Origin of the sequence: Rugamonas aquatica, assembly GCF_009380215.1 — a bacterium.
GTDB classification, from domain to species: Bacteria; Pseudomonadota; Gammaproteobacteria; order Burkholderiales; family Burkholderiaceae_D; genus Rugamonas; species Rugamonas aquatica_B.
In genome coordinates, this window is sequence record NZ_WHUG01000010.1 from 192,173 (window position 1) to 210,314 (window position 18,142).

Here is an 18,142-nt window from a genome sequence, read left to right on the forward strand (position 1 = left end):
CCAGGAATACAAACTATGCGCAAGACAATTGGCTTTGTGGCTCTTTGCTTCACCGTATCCGCGTACGCAGCGGAGCCTTTCGACGACAAGTTCCGCCAGCTGGACGAAGTTCTCCCCACCGCCAATTCCTACCGCACCGCCTCCGGCGCGCCCGGCGCCGCCTACTGGCAGCAGCGCGCCGACTACACGATCCGCGCCACGCTCGATGAAGCCAAACGCGCCATCACCGGCAGCGAGCAAATCAACTACCACAACAACTCGCCCGATACGCTGAGCTACCTGTGGGTGCAGCTCGACCAGAACATCTACAAAAAAGATTCCGACGCCCGCATGATGCTGACGCAGCCTTCGCGCGAAGCATGGGCCAAGCCGCGCACGCCGGAAGACGGCTACAAGTTCGAAGGCATGCGCAGCATCCTGGCCGGCCGCGAATTCGACGGCGGCTACAAGATCAAGACCGTGTCGGCCGGCGGCCAGCCGCTGAAGTACACCATCAACCGCACCATGATGCGCATCGACCTGCCGGCGCCGCTGAAGCCGGGCCAGAGCTTCGCCTTCAATATCGACTGGTCCTACAACATCAACGAACAGCAGGTGCTGGGAGGCCGCGCCGGCTACGAGCACTTCGAAGACGACAAGAACGACCTGTTCGAAATCGCCCAGTGGTATCCGCGCATGGCCGCCTACTACGACGTGATGGGCTGGCAGCACAAGCAGTTCCTGGGTTCCGGCGAATTCACGCTGGAATTCGGCGACTACGACGTGCAGCTGACAGTTCCCGCCGACCACGTGGTCGCCTCCACCGGCGAACTGCAAAACGCCAACGACGTGTTGACCGCAACGCAGCGCGACCGCCTGGCCAAGGCGCGCACCGCGACCGCGCCGGTGGTCATCGTGACGCAGGAAGAAGCCGAGAAGGCCGAGAAATCCGTCAGCACCGCATCCAAGACCTGGCACTTCAAGGCCGCCAACGTGCGCGACTTCGCCTGGGCCTCCAGCCGCAAGTTCATCTGGGATGCGCAAGGCTTCAAGAAGGATTCCACCAACGTGATGGCGATGTCCTACTATCCGAAGGAAGGCAATCCGCTGTGGGGCAAGTACAGCACCCAGGCCATCATCCACACCATCGACCAGTACAACAAGTACAGCTTCGACTATCCATATCCAACCGCGATCTCGGTCAACGGCCCGGTCGGCGGCATGGAGTATCCGATGATCTCCTTCAACGGCCCGCGCCCGGCCAAGGACAAGAAGACCGGCGCCCTCACCTGGTCGCAGCAGACCAAGTATGGCCTGATCGGCGTCATCATCCACGAGGTGGGCCACAACTACTACCCGATGATTATCAACTCGGACGAGCGCCAGTGGACCTGGATGGATGAAGGCCTGAACACCTTCGTGCAGTACCTGGCCGAGCAGGCATGGGAAGACAACTACCCGTCGCGCCGCGGCGAGGCGCGCAACATCGTCGACTACATGCGCAGCCAGAACCAGGTGCCCATCATGACCAACTCGGAGTCGCTGCTCCAGTTCGGGAACAACGCCTACGCCAAGCCGGCCACCGGCTTGAACATCCTGCGCGAGACCATCCTGGGCCGCGACCTGTTCGACTACGCGTTCAAGGAATACGCGCGCCGCTGGAAGTTCAAGCGCCCTACCCCGGCCGACTTCTTCCGCACCATGGAAGACGCATCCGGCACCGACCTTGACTGGTTCTGGCGCGGCTGGTTCTACACCACCGACGCGGTGGACATCAGCATCGACGGCATCAGCGAATACGGCGTGAGCACCAAGGATCCTGAAAAAGAAAAGGCCTGGAAAAAAGCGCAGAAGGATGCGGAGCCGATTTCGATCTCCGAGCAGCGCAACAAGGCACTGCCGAAGCGCCTGAGCGAGCATCCGGAGCTGAAGGACTTCTACAACGAGCATGACGAGTTCACCGTCACCAACAAGGACCGCAACACCTACGCCGAAGCGATCGAGAAGCTGGAGCCGTGGGAGAAGAAGCTGCTGGACCAGGGCAAGCACCTGTACCTGGTGGACTTCTCCAACGTCGGCGGCATGGTGATGCCGCTGATCCTGGAAGTGGAACTCAAGAGCGGCAAGAAGTACATCGAGCGCATTCCTGCCGAAGTATGGCGCTACTCGCCGAAGAAGATCACCAAGTTGATCGTCACCGACGAGCCGATGGTCAGCCTGACCCAGGACCCGTACTGGGAAACCGCCGACATCGACACCAGCAACAACGCCTGGCCGCGCAAGGTGACGCAGTCGCGCATGGAGCTGTTCAAGACCGAGCGTGACCGCAACAACCTGATGCGCGACTACAATACCCCGCTCAAGGGCAAGGGCGACAAATCGTCGAAGGACTCGTCGTCGGAATGATGCCGCGCGCTTTACGCCTGACCGTAGCTGCCGTGCTGGCGTTTGCCGGCGCAGCGGCTCATGCCCATAATTTTCACATGGGCATAGCCGACATCAGCTACAACGACCGCACCGGCAATACCGAGATCGTGCACACCTACACCGCGCACGATGTCGCCACGCTGCTGGCGAATCTCTACGGCCGCAATCTCGACCTGGGCCAGGCGGACAGCGAAGCGCCGCTGCGCCGCTACGTGGAAAAACAGTTCTACCTCGAAGGTCCGGACCGCAAGCGCCTGCCGCTGAACTGGGTGGGCGTGAAGGCCGATGCCGACAGCATCGTCATCTTCCAGGAGATCGAGGGCCGGAAACTGGCGCCCGCGACTCGCATACACAATGCGCTGCTGATAGACTTCCTGCCATCTCAAAAGAACACAGTCAACCTGCAAACCGATGGCCCCGTCCAGACTCTCATCTTCGATCAAAGCAGCATCGATCAAACCACCCGTTAAATTTTTCCTGCTGTTCGCGCTAGGTTCGGCGCAGGCCGACGACCAGATCCTGCAAAGAGTCTTCGTCGACGGCTCGCGCACCAGCCAGCTCGGCGTGGCCGATGCGGCCAGCGCCGGCAGCGTCACGCAGCAGGAGCTGGCGGCGCGCACCGTCTACCGTCCCGGCGAAATCCTCGAAGCCGTGCCAGGCCTGATCGTCAGCCAGCATAGCGGCGAGGGCAAGGCCAACCAGTTCTACCTGCGCGGCTTCAACCTCGATCACGGCACCGACCTGCGCACCACGGTCGACGACATGCCGGTCAACCAGCGCAGCCACGCGCACGGCCAGGGCTGGACCGATCTGAATTTCCTGATCCCGGAACTGGCGGTGCGGCTCGACTACAAGAAAGGCCCCTACTCCGCCGAGGAAGGCGATTTCGCTTCGGCCGGCACGGCGTCCGTGATGTACGCCAACCGGCTGCTGCGCGGCACGGCCACCGCATCGGCGGGCCAGCACGGCTACGCCCGCGCGCTGCTGGCGGACTCGCTCGACGCGGGCAACGGCACCCTGCTGTACGCGCTGGAAGCGCTGCACAACGACGGCTCGTACACGCGCCCCGACGACTATCAAAAACTGAACGCGGTGCTGCGCTACAGCGAGGGCTATGCCAACAATGGCTACAACGTCAGCGTGATGGCCTACCGCGCCGACTGGAACTCGACCGACCAGATTCCGCTGCGCGCCGTGCAGGACGGCGGCATCGGCCGCAACGACGCCATCGACACCACCGACGGCGGCAAGGCGCACCGCTACAGCCTTTCCGGCGCATGGCGCCGCACCAGCGACGACAGCGCGTCCAAGGTCAACGCCTACCTGATCGCCAACCAGCTGGACCTGTACTCCAACTTCACCTACTTTATGGACGACCCGCTGCACGGCGACCAGTTCGCGCAGCCGGACAAGCGCGTCACCAGCGGCCTGAATGCGAGCCACAGCTGGCACCAGCACACGGACGGCGGCAACAGCGCCACCACCATCGGCATCCAGCTGCAAAACGATAATATCTTTAACGGCCTGCTGAACACGCAGGCGCGCAAGACGCTGTCAGTCACGCGGCAGGATCACATCGTCGAATCCAGCGCCGCGCTCTACGTCGAGAACAACACGCGCTGGAACGCCGCCTTGCGCACGGTGGCGGGCGTACGTCTGGACAGCTACCGCTTCGACGTGCGCAGCAGCCTGGCCGCCAATTCGGGCAAGGCCAGCGACCATCTGGCGAGTCCCAGCCTGAGCGTGATCTACGGTCCGTGGCAGACGGCTGAACTGTACGCCAACATCGGCAACGGCTTCCACAGCAACGACGCGCGCGGCGCCACCATCCAGATCGATCCTAAAACTGGCGAAGCGGCTGGCAAGGTATCGCCGCTGGTGCGCTCACGCGGCATGGAGCTTGGGGCGCGCAGCAGCTGGTTGCCCGGCTTGCAGTCGTCGCTGTCGCTGTACCGGCTGGATTTCGATTCGGAGCTGAGCTTCGCCGGCGACGCCGGCACCACCGAGGCGGGACGGCCCAGCCGCCGCTATGGCGTGGAGTTCTCCAACTACTACAAGCCTTTGAAGTGGTTGTCCGTCGACCTGGACCTGGCCTACGCGCGCGCGCGTTCACGCGACGACGCCCCCGAAGGCAACTACATCCCCGGCGCCATCGAAGGCACGGGCCAGCTGGCGCTGACGGTGGACGACGGCGGGCCATATTCAGGATCGCTGAAGCTGCGCTACTTCGGCCCGCGCCCGCTCATCGAGAACAACAGCGTGCGCTCGAAGCAAAGCCTGACGCTGAATGGACGAGTGGGATGGAAAATCAGGAAGGGGTTGACGCTGGAACTTGAAGCCTTCAACCTGACCAATCGCCGCGATTCGGCGATCGATTACTACTATCCGTCGCAACTGAGAGGGGAAGCGGAGCCGGTCAACGACATCCACTTCCACCCCATCGAATCGCGCTCGCTACGGGCGACGCTGGTCAAGAACTTTTAAAACTCTTCCCACTCGCCGCTGCTGTCGCCGGCGCTGGTCTTCAGTTTCTTCGGCGCGGCGGCGGGGGCTGCTTTGGCGGCCACCTTGGGACGCGGCGTCTTCGGCACAGCAGCGACGGCGACGACCGCGCGCGCTGCCGGGCGTACCGGCGCCTTATGCGCCACATGCGACGCATTGATCTTGAACGCGCTGACCACTTGCTCCAGCTTGTCCGCCTGATCGCGCAAGGTCTGCGCGGCGGCGGCGGTCTGCTCCACCAGCGCGGAGTTCTGCTGCGTGGTCTCATCCATCTGCGTCACCGCCTGGTGCACCTGGGCGATGCCGTCGTTCTGCTCCTGCGTGGCCGCGCTGATCTCGCCGACGATGTCGGTCACCTGCTTGATGCTGGCGACGACTTCCTGCATCGTCGTACCGGCCTGCTCCACCAGCTTGGTGCCGGAACCGACCTTCTCCACCGAATCATCGATCAGCGCCTTGATCTCCTTGGCCGCAGCCGCCGAACGTTGCGCCAGATTGCGCACCTCGGTCGCCACCACCGCGAAGCCACGGCCCTGCTCACCCGCACGCGCCGCTTCCACCGCGGCATTCAGCGCCAGGATGTTGGTCTGGAAGGCGATGCCGTCGATGACCGAAATAATGTCGACGATCTTGCGCGACGATTCGTTGATCGAGCCCATGGTGACAACCACCTGCTCCACCACGGTGCCGCCCTGCGCCGCCACGTCCGACGCCGAACGCGCCAGCTGATTGGCCTGGCGCGCATTATCGGCATTCTGGCCGACGGTGGAGGTCAGCTGCTCCATGCTGGCGGCGGTCTGCTCCAGCGCCGCCGCTTGCGACGAGGTGCGCTGCGACAGGTCGCCCGTGCCGCCGGCGATTTCCTGCGACGCGGTGCCGACGGCCAGCGTCGATGCGCGCACGGTGTCGATCACGCCGGCGATCTGCTCCAGCAGCTTGTTGAAGGCCACGGCCGTGTGGCCGATTTCGTCCATGCGTTCGATCTTGATCTGGTGCGTCAGGTCCAGCGACTGGCTGACGTCTTCCAGCGTGCCGCGGATCGACGCCAGGCTGCCCTTGATGATGACGTACAGCTGCCAGGCCAGCGCGCCAGTCACCAGCAGGCCAAGCACCACCACGCTCACCATCAGGCGGAAGGCGAATTTGTAGGCGGCGTCGCTCTCTTCGCGCACGTCGCTGATCAGCTTATTGTTGTAGGCGATGTGGTCGTCGAAGCCTTTCTTGACCGCGCCTGCGGACAGCGCCAGCGGCGTGCCGGCCAGCAGCGTGGCGCGCACCGCGTCCATGTCGCCGGCGTGGGCGCCGGCCAGGAACGGCACCAGCGCCTGGCGGTAGGCGGCCATGTTGGCCTTGTCCGCTTCCAGCATCTTGCGGTCGGTGTCGTCGAAGATGTGTTCTTTTTCGTAGGTCGCGATCACCTCGTCGAACTTGGCGTGGGCGTCGTTGTAGGCTTTGTCCAGCGCCGTCTTGTCGGCCAGGTTGGAGAACACCGACAGGCGATAGCCGGCCAGGCGGCTGTCGGCCAGGTAGCCCTTGGCCATATTCAGGCCGGCGATGCTGGGGATTAAACGGTTTTGCACAACGTCGAGGCGCTGCTGCGCTCGGGAGAGTTGGGTCAGGCCGGTGATGCCGACGAATATCAGCGCAAGTAACGCCAATGACAGAGTCAAGATCAAGCGCTTTGTAATAGTCATGGTGACTTTTTCCATAGTAGTGGTGGAGGAGCCGGTCGTCTCTGCGACCATAAACCAGTATAACGGAACAGTGTTACCGCAAAATAACCCCAGGACAAATTACAGCGCGCCGCAACCAAAAACGCAACGCAAGCTTGACGCTAAGTCAACACCGGATAGCCGGCCGCCCTGGCCTCGGCTTCCAGCAGCAGCACGCGCTCGTAGTCGGCATCGGCGCGGTGCTCGAAGCGATCGATATGCAAGGCACTCATCAGCTGCCGCACGGCTGGCGATGGCGCCAGCAAGGCGCTGCGCAACTGCGCCGCCAGTTCATCCGGCACGGCGCGGCCGGCGATCAGCGGCAGTCCCGGCGACGGCGCCGAGTACTGCAGGACGGACAGGCCGCGCAGACTGTCCGGCTGCTCCAGCGCAAGGTAGCCGAAGGTCGCGCTGTCGATGGCGGCGATGGCGGCCGCGCCCTCGCGCACCAGGCGCAGGCTGGCCGCGTGACTGCCGGACCATTTGATCGAGGCGAAGAAGCGGCCGTCGCGCGTGTGCGGCGCGACCGCGTGGCGCAGCGCGTTCATGCCGCTGTGCGAGTGTCGCTCATTGACGGCGGCGACGCGTCCGCGCGCATCGGCCAGGCTGCGGATGCCGCCGCCCTCGCGCACCACGATGGCGCTGCGGTAGTCGCTGCCTTCGCAGCCGCGAAAATCGAAGCACGGTGTGGCCAGCAGCGCGACCTCGCCGCGCAATTGCGTCATGTAGGGATAGCCGCAGGTCTGGCTGATCAGCAGCTCGGGGCTGCGCCAGAACGACGGCAGGTCATGCGGCCGCACCAGTTCCGCGTGCACGCCTGCCTCGCAGGCCAGCGCCAGCAACAGGGCCTCGTAGGCGCCTTCGATGCGCGGCGAGACGTTATACATCGGCAGGGCGATTTTCCAGGTCATGATGTGGGCATGTCGGGGTGGACCGGCGCGTCAACGGGACGCACGCCAAAGCGGCGCATCAGTTCTCCGTAACCGTGCAGATGGAAGCCGCCGCTGCGGGCATTGTACGCCGCGCGCCGGGCGCGGTACACGCGCGGCAGCAGATACCACGGCAGCGACGGCAGGTCGTGGTGCACCAGATGCAGGTTGTTATTCAAGAACAGCAACCGGAAGAACAGGCCCGCTTCATTGAGCACGATGCGCTGCTTGTGCTCCGCCGCGGGCCGGTGCTCGTAGTAGGAGCGCACCATCGTCAGCGACTGCGCCGGATACGATATCGCCAGCACGTAGTACAGCGGCGACATGCCGAACGCCGCATGCACCCACCACAGCAACCCGCCCAGCATGGCGAAGTGGATCAACCACATCGGCACATTGCTCCAGTCGCCGCGCAACGGCTGGCGCACCGCCTCGCTCCACGCCGAGGCGACGGCGATGGCGGGACCCACCAGCAGCCGTCCCCAGAAGGTCTTGTTGAACCAGTACAGCAGCCGCACCGGGCGGCTCATGCCGGCCCATACCTCGGGCGATACGTAGTAGCTCTCGGTGTCGAGCGCCGGCATGGTCAGATGGAAGTCGATGTGGTGCCGCAGATGGCTGTCGCGGTACAGGCGATAGGGATACCAGACCGCCAGCGGCGCGTAGCCGAACAGGCGGTTGACCCACACCCAGCGCGTCGGATGGCCGTGTATCAGCTCGTGCTGAAGCGACATATACCAGGCGCACCACCAGATCATCATCAGCGTGGCGGGCACGTTGCCGATCTGGCGCCAGTGCGCCAGCGTGACTAACCAGCCGCCGTAGATCGCGGCGATCAGCAGCCAGGTTGGCCACTCCCCCAGCCACAGCAAGCGTCCGCGCTCGGCGGCGACTTCAGCCCGCTGTGGCGCGTCGACATATTCGGAACGCTGCTGCTTCAGGCTGGGGGAATCCATGGCGGGCCGTTAGAAGCGCGCCCTGGCGCGCAAGCCTATGGTACGCGGACGCACCATGAACAAGGTATCTCCCGGCTGGATGGCGATGGTGTTCGGCGTCACGTCGCTGATCTTGGCGCCGTTGGTCAGATTGGTGCCGAACAGGCCGAACTCGTAGGCGCCGGTCTTGTAGGTGATGGTGGCGTTGAGCGTGTTCGACGACGGTATCTGCGCGTAGCTGCCCTGCGCCGCCGCGAAGTTGGTGTAGGCGTCGCTGTGGTAGGCGTAGCTGGCGGCGATGCCCACTTCATCATTACCGCGCACCGGCAGCGTGTAGCTGGCCGTGGCGGTGGCCGACAGACGCGGCGCGTACGGCGCGCGGCTGCCTTCCGGGATGTTCTGCGCGGCGATGCCGGTGACGACGGTGCGCGTGGCATAGGCGTGGTTATAGGCTGCGCTCAAACCCAGCGACGCGTGGCGGGTCAGCTTGAAGGCGGTTTCCAGCTCCAGGCCTTCGCTGCGGATCTTGCCGGCGTTCTGCGTGAAGTAGTAGGTGCACGGCAGCTTGTTAAACACCTGCACGTCCTTCCATTCGATCACGTAGGCGCTGGCGTTGAGGGTCATGCGCTGGTCCAGCAGCGTGTTCTTCGAACCGACTTCGTAGTTCCACAGGCTGTCCGGCGCGAACGTGGCGGGCGCGTTCACGCCGCAGAAATTGAAGGGCACCGGCTGGTTGTTACCGCCGTAGCGGAAGCCCTTGCCCACCGATGCGTACAGCGTATGGTCCGCATCGACATGGTAGGCGGCGGCGAAGCGCGGATTGGCGCCCTGCGAAGTCGCGCTGCTGTTGCTCACTTCCGGCTGACCCACCGGCGCCGACGGCGTGGCGCCGACCAGGTTGCCGAACAAGCCGGTGAAGCGCAGGTCGAAGTCCTGCGTGCCACGGAACAGGCGCACGCCGGCCGTCAGGTCCAGCTTGTCCCAGACGGTGTAAGTGCCCTCGGCGAACAGCGCCACCTGGCGCGACTTGGTGTTCTGCGTGCCGGAGAAGAAATCGTTGGGGTTGAAGGCCAGGTCGTTGGTCTGCGAGTTATAGCCCGGGAAGTTGTGCGTAGCCGCGAAGCGTTCATCGAAGCCGACGGTCGGTTCGTCCTGGCGCGTGTTGCGCTTGCCGGTTTCGAAGAAGGCGCCGGCGGTCCACTTCAGCGGGCCGCTTCCCTTGGAGTTGAGGCGGAACTCCTGCGCGAAATCGGTGACGCGGTTGCCGATCGTGTAGGCGGCCTGCATCAGCGGCGCCTTGCCGCCGAAGATGAAGGCGGTGGCCGGATACTGGGCCGAGGTCACGTACAGCGTGTCGCGGTGCAGATAGGAGGTCGACGACACCAATTGCGCGCTACCCAGGTCGTAGCTCACGCCCAGGTTGTACAGTTGCAGATTGTCGTTGCTGGTCTGCGGCAGCAGCGCGTAGGTGGTGAACGGCGCCAGTCCCGCGTAGGCGTCGTTGACGCCGCCCTTGATGTTGGAGGCGGTGATGCTGGCGTCGACCAGCAGGTCCGGCGAGGCGCGCAGGCGCAATGCGGCGCGCGCCTGGTTGGTGGAGACATCGTTGGTGGTCTTGCCGAAGGTACTGCTGCCGGCCAACTGGTTGCGGATGTAGCCGGAGTCGTTGCCGGTGTAGCCGGTCAGGCGCAGGCCCAGCACATCGGCCTTCAGCGGCAGGTTGACCATGCCGCGCAGATTGCGGTTGGTGCCGCCGAAGCCGGAGGTGTTCGAACCCACCGCCTCCACCGTGCCGAACAAATCGGCCAGGTCGGGCTTCTGCGTGATCTGGCGCACCGCGCCGGCCATCGCGCCTGCGCCGAACAGCGTGCCCTGCGGCCCTTGCAGCACTTCCACGCGCTCCAGGTCCAGCACCTTCAGGTCGGGATTGGAGGATTTCAGCGTCACCGGCATGTCGTCGATGTAGACCGCCACCAACGACGCATCCTGCACTTCGGACGGCACGATGCCGCGCACGACCAGGCCGCGCATGGTGATGTTGTTGACGCCCGGCGCCTGCTGCTGCACCGACATCGCCGGCACCAGGTTGGCGATATCGCTCAAATTGCCCTGCCCGTAGCGGGTCAGGCTTTCCGGCTTCAATACGGTGATCGCCGCCGGCACCTGCTGCACATCCACCGCGCTGGCCGAGCGGGTGGCGGTGACCTCGACGCGGTCTATTTTTTCCGTGCCCACTTCCGTCTCGGCCGCCTGCGCGGCGGCCATCGCGCCGGCCGACAGCAGCGCCAGCGCGCGATATGCCTTCACTTGCTTACCCATCTGTACCCTTAATCATGTCTCTCAGGGGCGGAGTATAGCGAGTGGCGGCGATCTTGAACACGAAGATAATCGCGTTTGTTTATCTGCCGGCCGTTGGATGGACGCTTGGGCTGAAAATCGGCGTAGGTGGGATAGCGTACAGCCGCGCCAATGGCGGCGGGCCACAATGGGGACATGGATACCTCGCACACCCACCGCAAACCGCCGCCCGCAGCCTACGCGCTGCACCGCCAGATGAAGGCGGTGCAGCGCTGCATGTCAGCGGAAACGGTGGAGGAATCGGTGCGGGCGACGCGCTGGGCCAGCGCCTGGTACAGGCTGGTGCAGCGCAAGCTGGAGCAGCTCCAGCACGCGCCCCGTTACTTGCATTAGGCGGGGACGTAGCAACCGCCGGCGCGGCGCTCCATGGCGCTGCGGTCAAGCACGACCACCGTGCCGCGGCGGTATTCGATCATGCCCTCTTCCTGCAGCTTGCCGGCGCAGCAGGTGATGCTTTCGCGGCGCACGCCCAGCATGTTGGCGATCATTTCCTGCGTCACTTTCAATTCGTTCGACAGCGAGCGGTCCAGGCGTTCCAGCAGCCAGCGGCACAGGCGCTGCTCGATGCTGCCGTGGCGCACGCCGGCCACCGTCTGCGCCAGCTGGGCGAACAGCGCGCTGGTGTGGCGCATCAGCTGGCGGGCCAGCGCGCCGCCGCCGGTGAAGGCCGAGCGCAGCACGGCAGCCTTGATGCGGTAGCCGTAGCCGGCGCAGTGCACGACGGCCGAGCAGTTGGCGCGTTCGGTCTCGTACATCGAGACGCCGACCACGCCTTCGCGGCCCACCACGCCGATCTCGGCGGCGCCGCCGTCTTCAGTCACGTATTGCAGCGACACGATGGCGTTGGTGGGGAAGTAGGCGTATTCCATCTTGTCGCCGAAGTCGAACAGGTGCTTGCCGGCGACCAGCGGCACCAGTTCCAGATGCTCGAACAAGGCGATCAGCTCTTCGCGCGACAGTGCGCGCAGCAGTTCGTTCTGCTGGGCGCCGGTCAGGCTGATGGCGGGAGCGGATGCCTCTGCCTGCATGGAGCGCACTACGTCTTGGGCAACGGCATTATGTGTGGCTTGGTACATGGCGGACCTCTTGTTGTTCGTTGGTAGGTCTTGCGACCTGATGAACAACACTATATCCCCGCTATGTACGGCCGATTATAGGAGCATGGACGCGCTACATGTAGGCAGTTGACAGAGGCCGATGTGGTCCCAGTCCTACGGCGACGCTTACACCTTGAATTTGAAACGCGAAGCTTCCTCGACCAGCCGCTCGTCGCGGCTGCGCAGGCGGCCGGGATTGCGGCGGTGCTCGGGCTCGGATACCACGCGCTGGATCACGTTCTCCGGCACGCCCCGCTGGCTGAGGTAGGTGGCGGCGCTGTCCGCACCTTTTCTATCAGCAACTTCAATACCGGCTTCGACGACTTCGGCGCCAACATAGTCTGGGCGGAAGGTATGGGTGGTGGACATCGGGGGCCTCCAGGGCGGTGAATGGTTGTGGAACACCATCATGCGATTGTATAGCAGGCTGCGCCGTGCGCCAGCACACCATCTGACGGAAGCGGCCGCTGTGTGTGGTGGCGTACGGCGCACTATGGCGAACGCGGCGACGATGATGACTCCCTGGCACTATTGTTCATACCATCATGCAAGTTCATCTCCCCGTGGGACCGGCGCCATGGCGCCAGCTACGCACCATCAACCCCCGCCAAGTGTCGGAAATCCAGTACTGGGCGGCGGAATTCGATGTTACCCCGGCCACGCTGGTCGGCGTGGTGCGCGAAGTCGGACGCAATCTGGACGAAATCAGGAAGCGCTTGTCCGCCTGACTTCGCCCGGAATGGAGGCGGCTCCTGGCGCTTACTTGGCGGGCACGGCGGCCAGCGTTTCGTGGCTGCTGGCGGTGCGCTGTGGCGCCTTGTGCACCATGGTGTAGGCGTAGTCGACGCCCATGCCGTAGGCGCCCGAGTGTTCGCGGACGATGGCCATGACGGCGTCGTAGCTGTCGCGGCGCGCCCAGTCGCGCTGCCATTCCAGCATGACTTGCTGCCACGTCACCGGCACCACGCCGGCCTGGATCATGCGCTGCATCGCGTAGTCGTGCGCTTCCTTCGAGGTGCCGCCGGAGGCGTCGGCCACCATGTAGATTTCGTAGTCGCCCTCGGCCATCGCGCACAGGGCGAAGCTGTTGTTGCACACCTCGGTCCACAGGCCCGAGACGATCACTTTCTTCTTGCCGTTGGCCTTCAGCGCGTCGCGCACTTTCTGGTCGTCCCAGGAATTCATCGACGAACGCTCCAGGATGGGCTTGCCTGGGAAGACGTCCAGCAGTTCGGGATAGGTATGGCCGGAGAAGGCTTCGGTCTCGACGGTGGTGATGGTGGTCGGGATGTTGAACACCTTGGCGGCCTTGGCCAGCGCTACGGTGTTGTTCTTCAACGCCTGGCGGTCCATCGACTGCACGCCGAACGCCATCTGCGGCTGCTGGTCGATGAAGATCAGCTGGCAGTTCGTAGGCGTCAGTACTTCAAGTTTGGGATTGGTCATGATAGCTTCCATTGTGATGAGGTGGATACGCGCCCGCTGCATCCAGCGCGGCTGCGTTCATCTTAGGTCGCTGACCAGTGGAAAACCACTGGCTAAATGGAGAGGCCGGACTACCCTTTTCCCGGCATCTGCCGGTTCAGGAAGGCGACGACGGCATCCACGGCCGGTTGCAGCCACGGATCGAACAGCCAGAACGAGTGCGGCGTGTCGGGCAAGACCAGCGTGCTGCTGGCCACGCCTGCTTGCGCCATGCGCGCCGCCATTTCCTCGCGGCCGGCGGAAAAGCGCGCCTGGGCGCTGGCAATGAACAGCATCGGCGGCATGCCCGGCCGCACGTAGCGGATCGGCGAGGCCTCGGCCCACAGCGCGCTCTTCTCGGCGTAGCGGCCGCCGAACCAGGCGCCGGCCGCGGACGGCTGTTTGCGGGGATCGTCTTCATACTTCAGCGCGGCCTCGGTGGTGAACTCCGACAGGCCGTCGATGTTGACGACGGCTTGCACCGCGCTCGATACAGCACTGTCGGCGGCGCCGGGATCGAAGCGGTCCAGGTGGCCGGTGACGCCGGCCAGGCTGGCGATCTGGCCGCCGGCCGATCCACCCGCCAGCGCGATGCGCCGCGGATCGAGCCGGTACTGGCCGGCATGGCCACGCACCCAGCGCACGGCGGCCCGCACGTCGTGGATCGCCGCCGGATATGGCGCCTCGCCGGACAGCCGGTAGCTGACCGTGACCGCCGCATAGCCGCGCTGCGCCAGCCGCACCGCCATCGGCGCGAACTCGGCGCGGAAGCCCGCCCGCCAGCCGCCGCCATGCACCAGCACCACCACCGGCATGCCAACGTCGGCGCGCGCGGCCAGCGGCAGATAGAGGTCCAGCTTCAGGCAGCGATCGCCGTACTGCGCATACACCTGGTCGCCAAGGCGGTTGACATCCACCGGCAGCGCCGCGCTGGCGATGCGTATCGAAGGATAGTCGCGCAGCAGCTTCTCATAGGTATGCTGGGCGTCGTAGGTATTGGCCGGATCCGGCGGCGGCTCCACGCACGGCGCGGCAAACGCCGCCGTGTGCAGGCACACCAGGGCAAGACTGAAAATATAGCGCAAGGGCATCATCCGTCGAGTATGCCACAAGCCCGAACTGCGGCCACTGCAATAGCTGTGTGCGTGAGCGAACATACATTCGCGCCGCCAGCGCCCACGCTAGCTCCGCAACCATCACACAGAAAGCAGATCATGGCAAAAACAGTCGCGGAAGTCGTTATCGAAACCCTGCAACAGGCGGGTGCCAAACATTGCTGGGGCGTGCCCGGCGATACGCTCAACCACGTCACCGACGCCATCCGCCGCAGCGAGATCGAATGGGTCCACGTGCGGCACGAGGAAGTGGGCGGCTTCGCGGCCGGCGCCGAAGCCTTCGTCAGCCAACGCCTGACGCTGTGCGCCGGCTCCTGCGGCCCCGGCAGCCTGCACTTCGTCAACGGCCTGTTCGAGGCGCACCGCAACCGCTCGCCGGTGGTGCTGATCGCCAGCCAGATCACCCGCGACGAACTGGGCTTCGATTTCCCGCAGGAAGTCGACTACAAGCCGATCTTCGACCAGTGCAGCGTGTTCTGCCAGGAGATCCGCACCGCCGCCCAGGCGCGCCGCGTGACCGCGATGGCGGCCCAGGCCGCGCTGACCAAGGGCGGCGTGGCGGTCATCATCCTGCCGGTCGATGTATCCAGGGAAAACGCCGCCGACGAGCCGCCGTTCGCCGTCCACCTGCCGCGCCCGCAGACCCGGCCGTCCGACGAGGAGCTGGCGCGCATCGCCGAGGTGCTCAACGGCGGCAAGAAGATCGCCGTCTACGCCGGCTCCGGCTGCCAGGGCGCGCATGCGCCGCTGATGGCGCTGGCCGCACGCCTGAAGGCGCCGATCGCCCACACTTCGCGCGCCAAGGACTTCGTCGAATACGACAACCCCTACAACGTCGGCATGACCGGCATCTTCGGCATCGACTCCGGCTACCACGCGGTGGCCGAGTGCGACACGCTGCTGCTGCTCGGCTGCGATTTCGCCTGGCGCCAGTTCTACCCTGCCCATGCGCGCATCATCCAGATCGACATCGACCCGACCCATCTGGGCCGCCGCCATCCGGTCGAGATCGGCGCGGTGGGCGACATCGGCCACACGCTGGCCGCGCTGCTGCCGCTGCTGCAGCAGCACGACGACGGCGCCTTCCTCGACCATTGCGTCGAGCGCCACCAGAAAGCCGTCGCGCACCTGAACGAACGCGCCACGCCCGGCGCCGACGACACCATCCGCCCGCAATACCTGACGGCGATGATCGACAAGCACGCCGACGACGACGCCATCTTCACCGCCGACGGCGGTTCGCCGATGGTGTGGGTGCTGCGCCATACGCACGCCAACGGCCGCCGCCGCACGCTGGTCAGCCTGACCCACGGCACCATGGCCAACGCCATGCCGCAGGCGCTGGGCGCCAAGAAAGCCTTCCCGCAGCGCCAGGTGATTTCGCTGTCGGGCGACGGCGGGCTGGCGATGCTGATGGGCGACCTGATTACGGCGGTGCAGGAAAACATCGCGATCAAGATCGCCGTCTACAACAACGGCTCGCTGGGCTTCGTCGAACTGGAACAGAAGGTCGAGGGCTTGCTCGACGCCTACACCGACCTGAAGAATCCGGACTTCGGCCGCGTGGCCGAGGCCATCGGCATCTACGGCCAGCACGTGGAATCGGCGGCGGCGCTGGAGGACGCGGTGCGCGCCTGGCTGGCCCATCCCGGCCCCGCGCTGCTGGACGTGAAGACCGACCGCTTCGAGCTGGTGATGCCGCCGGTGATCGAGGCGTCGCAAGTGTTGGGCACGGCGCTGTACTCGGCCAAGGCAGTGTTGAGCGGCCGCGCCGGCGACGTCGTCGACCTTATAAAGGACAACTTCGTCAAGTAAGGCGGCCGCGCTGTGTGAGCTGGCTAACACGCAACGACTGTTTAGAAGCCGGCCCCTAACGAACGGCCTCATGCGCTCTATAGACTGCCTTCATCTTATGGCAACTGAAGGAGTCACATGACAGCTATCGAGCAAGCCGTCCGTTACCATGACGGCGTAGAACAGAAGCAGGAAAACGAAGACGCGATGATCGACCAGATCGTCGCGTCGATGGGCCGGGTCAACCGCAGCGTCTGCGACAAGCACCGCCACGGCATGCGCGACGCCCACGCCAAAAGCCACGGCATCCTCAAAGGCACGCTGCAAGTCTACGGCGACCTGCCGGAGCAGCTGCGCCAGGGCGTGTTCGCCCATCCCGCCAGCTACCCCGCCGTCATGCGCCTGTCGACCGCGCCGGGCGATATCCACAGCGACAAGATCCCCGCGCCGCGCGGCATCGCCATCAAGCTGCTGGACGTGCCCGGCCCGCAGCTGGGCGCCGACCGCCAGCAGGCCCGCACCCAGGACTTTTTGCTGGTCAACCATCCGGTGATCGCCTTCGGCCATGCGGCGGCTTATCTGAAAACCCAGCAGCTGCTGGAAAAGCACGCCGACGATCCCGACCTCGCGCGCCAGGCCACCGCCGCGCTGGCCCACGGCGGCAGCAAGCTGCTGCATGCGGTCGGCATCGCCAACCCGATACTCGACACGCTGGGCGCGCCCAACAGCCACATCCTCGGCGTAACCTTCTACAGCATGGCGGCGCTGCGCTACGGCGACTACATCGCCAAGATCTGCCTGGCGCCGCTGTCGGACGAGGTGCGCGCGCTGACCGGCGCCGCCTTGCGCTCCGGCGCCGGCGATTCCGAGCTGCGCGACCTGGTGGTGGACTTCTTCCGCACCCACGGCGCCGAGTACGAGTTGCGCGTGCAGCTGTGCACCAGCCTGGAGCGCATGCCGGTCGAGGACGCATCGATCCCGTGGCCGGAAGACGAATCGCCATACCTGCCCGTGGCCAAACTGACGATACCGCCGCAAGAGGCCTACAGCCCCGCGCGCCGCGTGTTTGCCGACGACGTGCTGTCCTTCAATCCATGGCACTGCATCAAAGCGCACCGGCCGCTGGGCTCGATCATGCGCGCCCGCATCCGCGCCTACGAGGCGTCGTCGGCCTTCCGCCACACGATGAACCAGCAGCCCCGCATTGAAATCACCCACATCGACGACGTACCCAATTAAGGAGCCCTTATGAGTCAAGACAACGATATCCAGCGCAAGGTCCAGGAAGTCCTCGGCGACGCGCCGCAACTGATGAAACTGGCGCTGGAGAACATGCTGCGCGAACACGATCCGGACACCGAGCCCAGCTCCGGCAGCGCCGGCCGCATCGGCAGCCAGTCGGGCCGCGTGTCCGAGCTGACGGCGATGGCGACGCTCAAACCGGGCGGCGCCGACCGCCTGCGCCGCATCTTCAAGCTGGTCAAGGGCAACTTCGCCGGCGCGCAAAAAGTGGCGACGCTGCACGACATGCGCTTCGTCTTCTTCGACAACGACAGCAAGATCCTGTTCGCCACCACCTACGACGGCGACTGGGACACCTACATCGAAGACTTCGCCACCAAGATCCCCGACCTGATGGACCTGATCTTCACCTCGGTCGAAGGCTGGCCCGGCATCAAGGATCCCGGCGTCAAGGACTTCATCGCCAGCCACCAGATCACCGCCGACGGCTGGTACGTGGCGCATCCGAACCTGACCGTGGTCGAGACCAGACGCCTGCTGAAGACCGACCACGCGCTGCAGCAATTCCTCGACCAGATCGCGTGAGGG

General features: G+C 64.9%; 16 protein-coding genes. 8 read left to right on the forward strand and 8 right to left on the reverse strand.

The genetic code is table 11. The annotated features are described in order from the left end of the window. The first annotated feature begins 15 nt into the window (after positions 1-15). The 3 genes from GEV02_RS22660 to GEV02_RS22670 all read left to right on the forward strand — a co-directional run bounded on the left by GEV02_RS22660 (position 16) and on the right by GEV02_RS22670 (position 4,890). Positions 16-2,385 (forward strand): M1 family metallopeptidase, encoded by a 2,370-nt coding sequence (locus GEV02_RS22660; protein ID WP_152840220.1) that lies wholly within the window; start codon positions 16-18, stop codon positions 2,383-2,385. A 77-nt stretch (positions 2,386-2,462) separates the two neighbouring features. Continuing rightward, positions 2,463-2,876 (forward strand): DUF6702 family protein, encoded by a 414-nt coding sequence (locus tag GEV02_RS22665; protein ID WP_235922887.1) that lies wholly within the window; start codon positions 2,463-2,465, stop codon positions 2,874-2,876. Next, a complete protein-coding gene (locus GEV02_RS22670) occupies positions 2,818-4,890 on the forward strand; it encodes a TonB-dependent receptor (protein WP_152840222.1) in 2,073 nt (690 codons plus the stop codon). The genes GEV02_RS22665 and GEV02_RS22670 overlap by 59 nt, the downstream gene beginning before the upstream one ends. Here the strand turns inward: GEV02_RS22670 and GEV02_RS22675 are convergent. The 4 genes from GEV02_RS22675 to GEV02_RS22690 all read right to left on the reverse strand — a co-directional run bounded on the left by GEV02_RS22675 (position 4,887) and on the right by GEV02_RS22690 (position 10,803). After that, positions 4,887-6,602, reverse strand: coding sequence for a methyl-accepting chemotaxis protein (locus tag GEV02_RS22675; RefSeq protein WP_174999285.1), 1,716 nt, complete (start codon positions 6,600-6,602; stop codon positions 4,887-4,889). The two genes, GEV02_RS22670 and GEV02_RS22675, sit on opposite strands and share 4 nt — an antisense overlap. Positions 6,603-6,742: 140 nt before the next feature. After that, the gene (locus GEV02_RS22680; RefSeq protein WP_152840224.1) at positions 6,743-7,531 is read right to left on the reverse strand and encodes a phosphate/phosphite/phosphonate ABC transporter substrate-binding protein; all 789 of its coding nucleotides are present in this window, start codon (positions 7,529-7,531) and stop codon (positions 6,743-6,745) included. Then, positions 7,528-8,505, reverse strand: a complete 978-nt coding sequence (locus GEV02_RS22685; RefSeq protein WP_152840225.1) for a fatty acid desaturase — start codon at positions 8,503-8,505, stop codon at positions 7,528-7,530. Before GEV02_RS22685 ends, GEV02_RS22680 begins: the two co-directional genes overlap by 4 nt. Positions 8,506-8,514: 9 nt before the next feature. Beyond that, positions 8,515-10,803 (reverse strand): TonB-dependent receptor, encoded by a 2,289-nt coding sequence (locus GEV02_RS22690; protein WP_152840226.1) that lies wholly within the window; start codon positions 10,801-10,803, stop codon positions 8,515-8,517. Between the two features lie 174 nt (positions 10,804-10,977). Between GEV02_RS22690 and GEV02_RS22695 the strand changes: the two genes are divergently transcribed. Then, on the forward strand, positions 10,978-11,175 hold the full coding sequence (locus tag GEV02_RS22695; protein WP_152840227.1) for a hypothetical protein: 198 nt from the start codon (positions 10,978-10,980) through the stop codon (positions 11,173-11,175). Here GEV02_RS22695 and GEV02_RS22700 read toward each other — a convergent pair. Both GEV02_RS22700 and GEV02_RS22705 read right to left on the reverse strand, forming a co-directional pair. Next, a complete protein-coding gene (locus tag GEV02_RS22700) occupies positions 11,172-11,870 on the reverse strand; it encodes a Crp/Fnr family transcriptional regulator (protein WP_235922888.1) in 699 nt (232 codons plus the stop codon). The genes GEV02_RS22695 and GEV02_RS22700 overlap by 4 nt on opposite strands. Before the next feature lie 195 nt (positions 11,871-12,065). Then, positions 12,066-12,308, reverse strand: a complete 243-nt coding sequence (locus tag GEV02_RS22705; RefSeq protein ID WP_152840229.1) for a hypothetical protein — start codon at positions 12,306-12,308, stop codon at positions 12,066-12,068. A gap of 176 nt (positions 12,309-12,484) precedes the next feature. Between GEV02_RS22705 and GEV02_RS22710 the strand changes: the two genes are divergently transcribed. After that, a complete protein-coding gene (locus GEV02_RS22710) occupies positions 12,485-12,667 on the forward strand; it encodes a DUF3606 domain-containing protein (protein WP_152840230.1) in 183 nt (60 codons plus the stop codon). A gap of 31 nt (positions 12,668-12,698) precedes the next feature. On the opposite strand, the gene GEV02_RS22715 is transcribed toward GEV02_RS22710, so the two are convergent. Both GEV02_RS22715 and GEV02_RS22720 read right to left on the reverse strand, forming a co-directional pair. Then, the gene (locus GEV02_RS22715; protein ID WP_152840231.1) at positions 12,699-13,385 is read right to left on the reverse strand and encodes a hydrolase; all 687 of its coding nucleotides are present in this window, start codon (positions 13,383-13,385) and stop codon (positions 12,699-12,701) included. A 110-nt stretch (positions 13,386-13,495) separates the two neighbouring features. Then, a complete protein-coding gene (locus GEV02_RS22720) occupies positions 13,496-14,494 on the reverse strand; it encodes an alpha/beta hydrolase (protein WP_235922896.1) in 999 nt (332 codons plus the stop codon). 123 nt (positions 14,495-14,617) lie between these two features. Here GEV02_RS22720 and GEV02_RS22725 point away from each other — a divergent pair, with 123 nt between their 5' ends. The 3 genes from GEV02_RS22725 to GEV02_RS22735 all read left to right on the forward strand — a co-directional run bounded on the left by GEV02_RS22725 (position 14,618) and on the right by GEV02_RS22735 (position 18,139). Next, positions 14,618-16,333, forward strand: a complete 1,716-nt coding sequence (locus GEV02_RS22725; RefSeq protein WP_152840232.1) for a thiamine pyrophosphate-dependent enzyme — start codon at positions 14,618-14,620, stop codon at positions 16,331-16,333. 117 nt (positions 16,334-16,450) lie between these two features. Next, entirely contained in the window at positions 16,451-17,551 is a 1,101-nt protein-coding gene (locus GEV02_RS22730) for a catalase family protein (RefSeq protein WP_152840233.1), read from the forward strand. Between the two features lie 9 nt (positions 17,552-17,560). Then, positions 17,561-18,139, forward strand: coding sequence for a hypothetical protein (locus GEV02_RS22735; protein ID WP_008449821.1), 579 nt, complete (start codon positions 17,561-17,563; stop codon positions 18,137-18,139). The last annotated feature ends 3 nt before the right edge of the window (positions 18,140-18,142 follow it).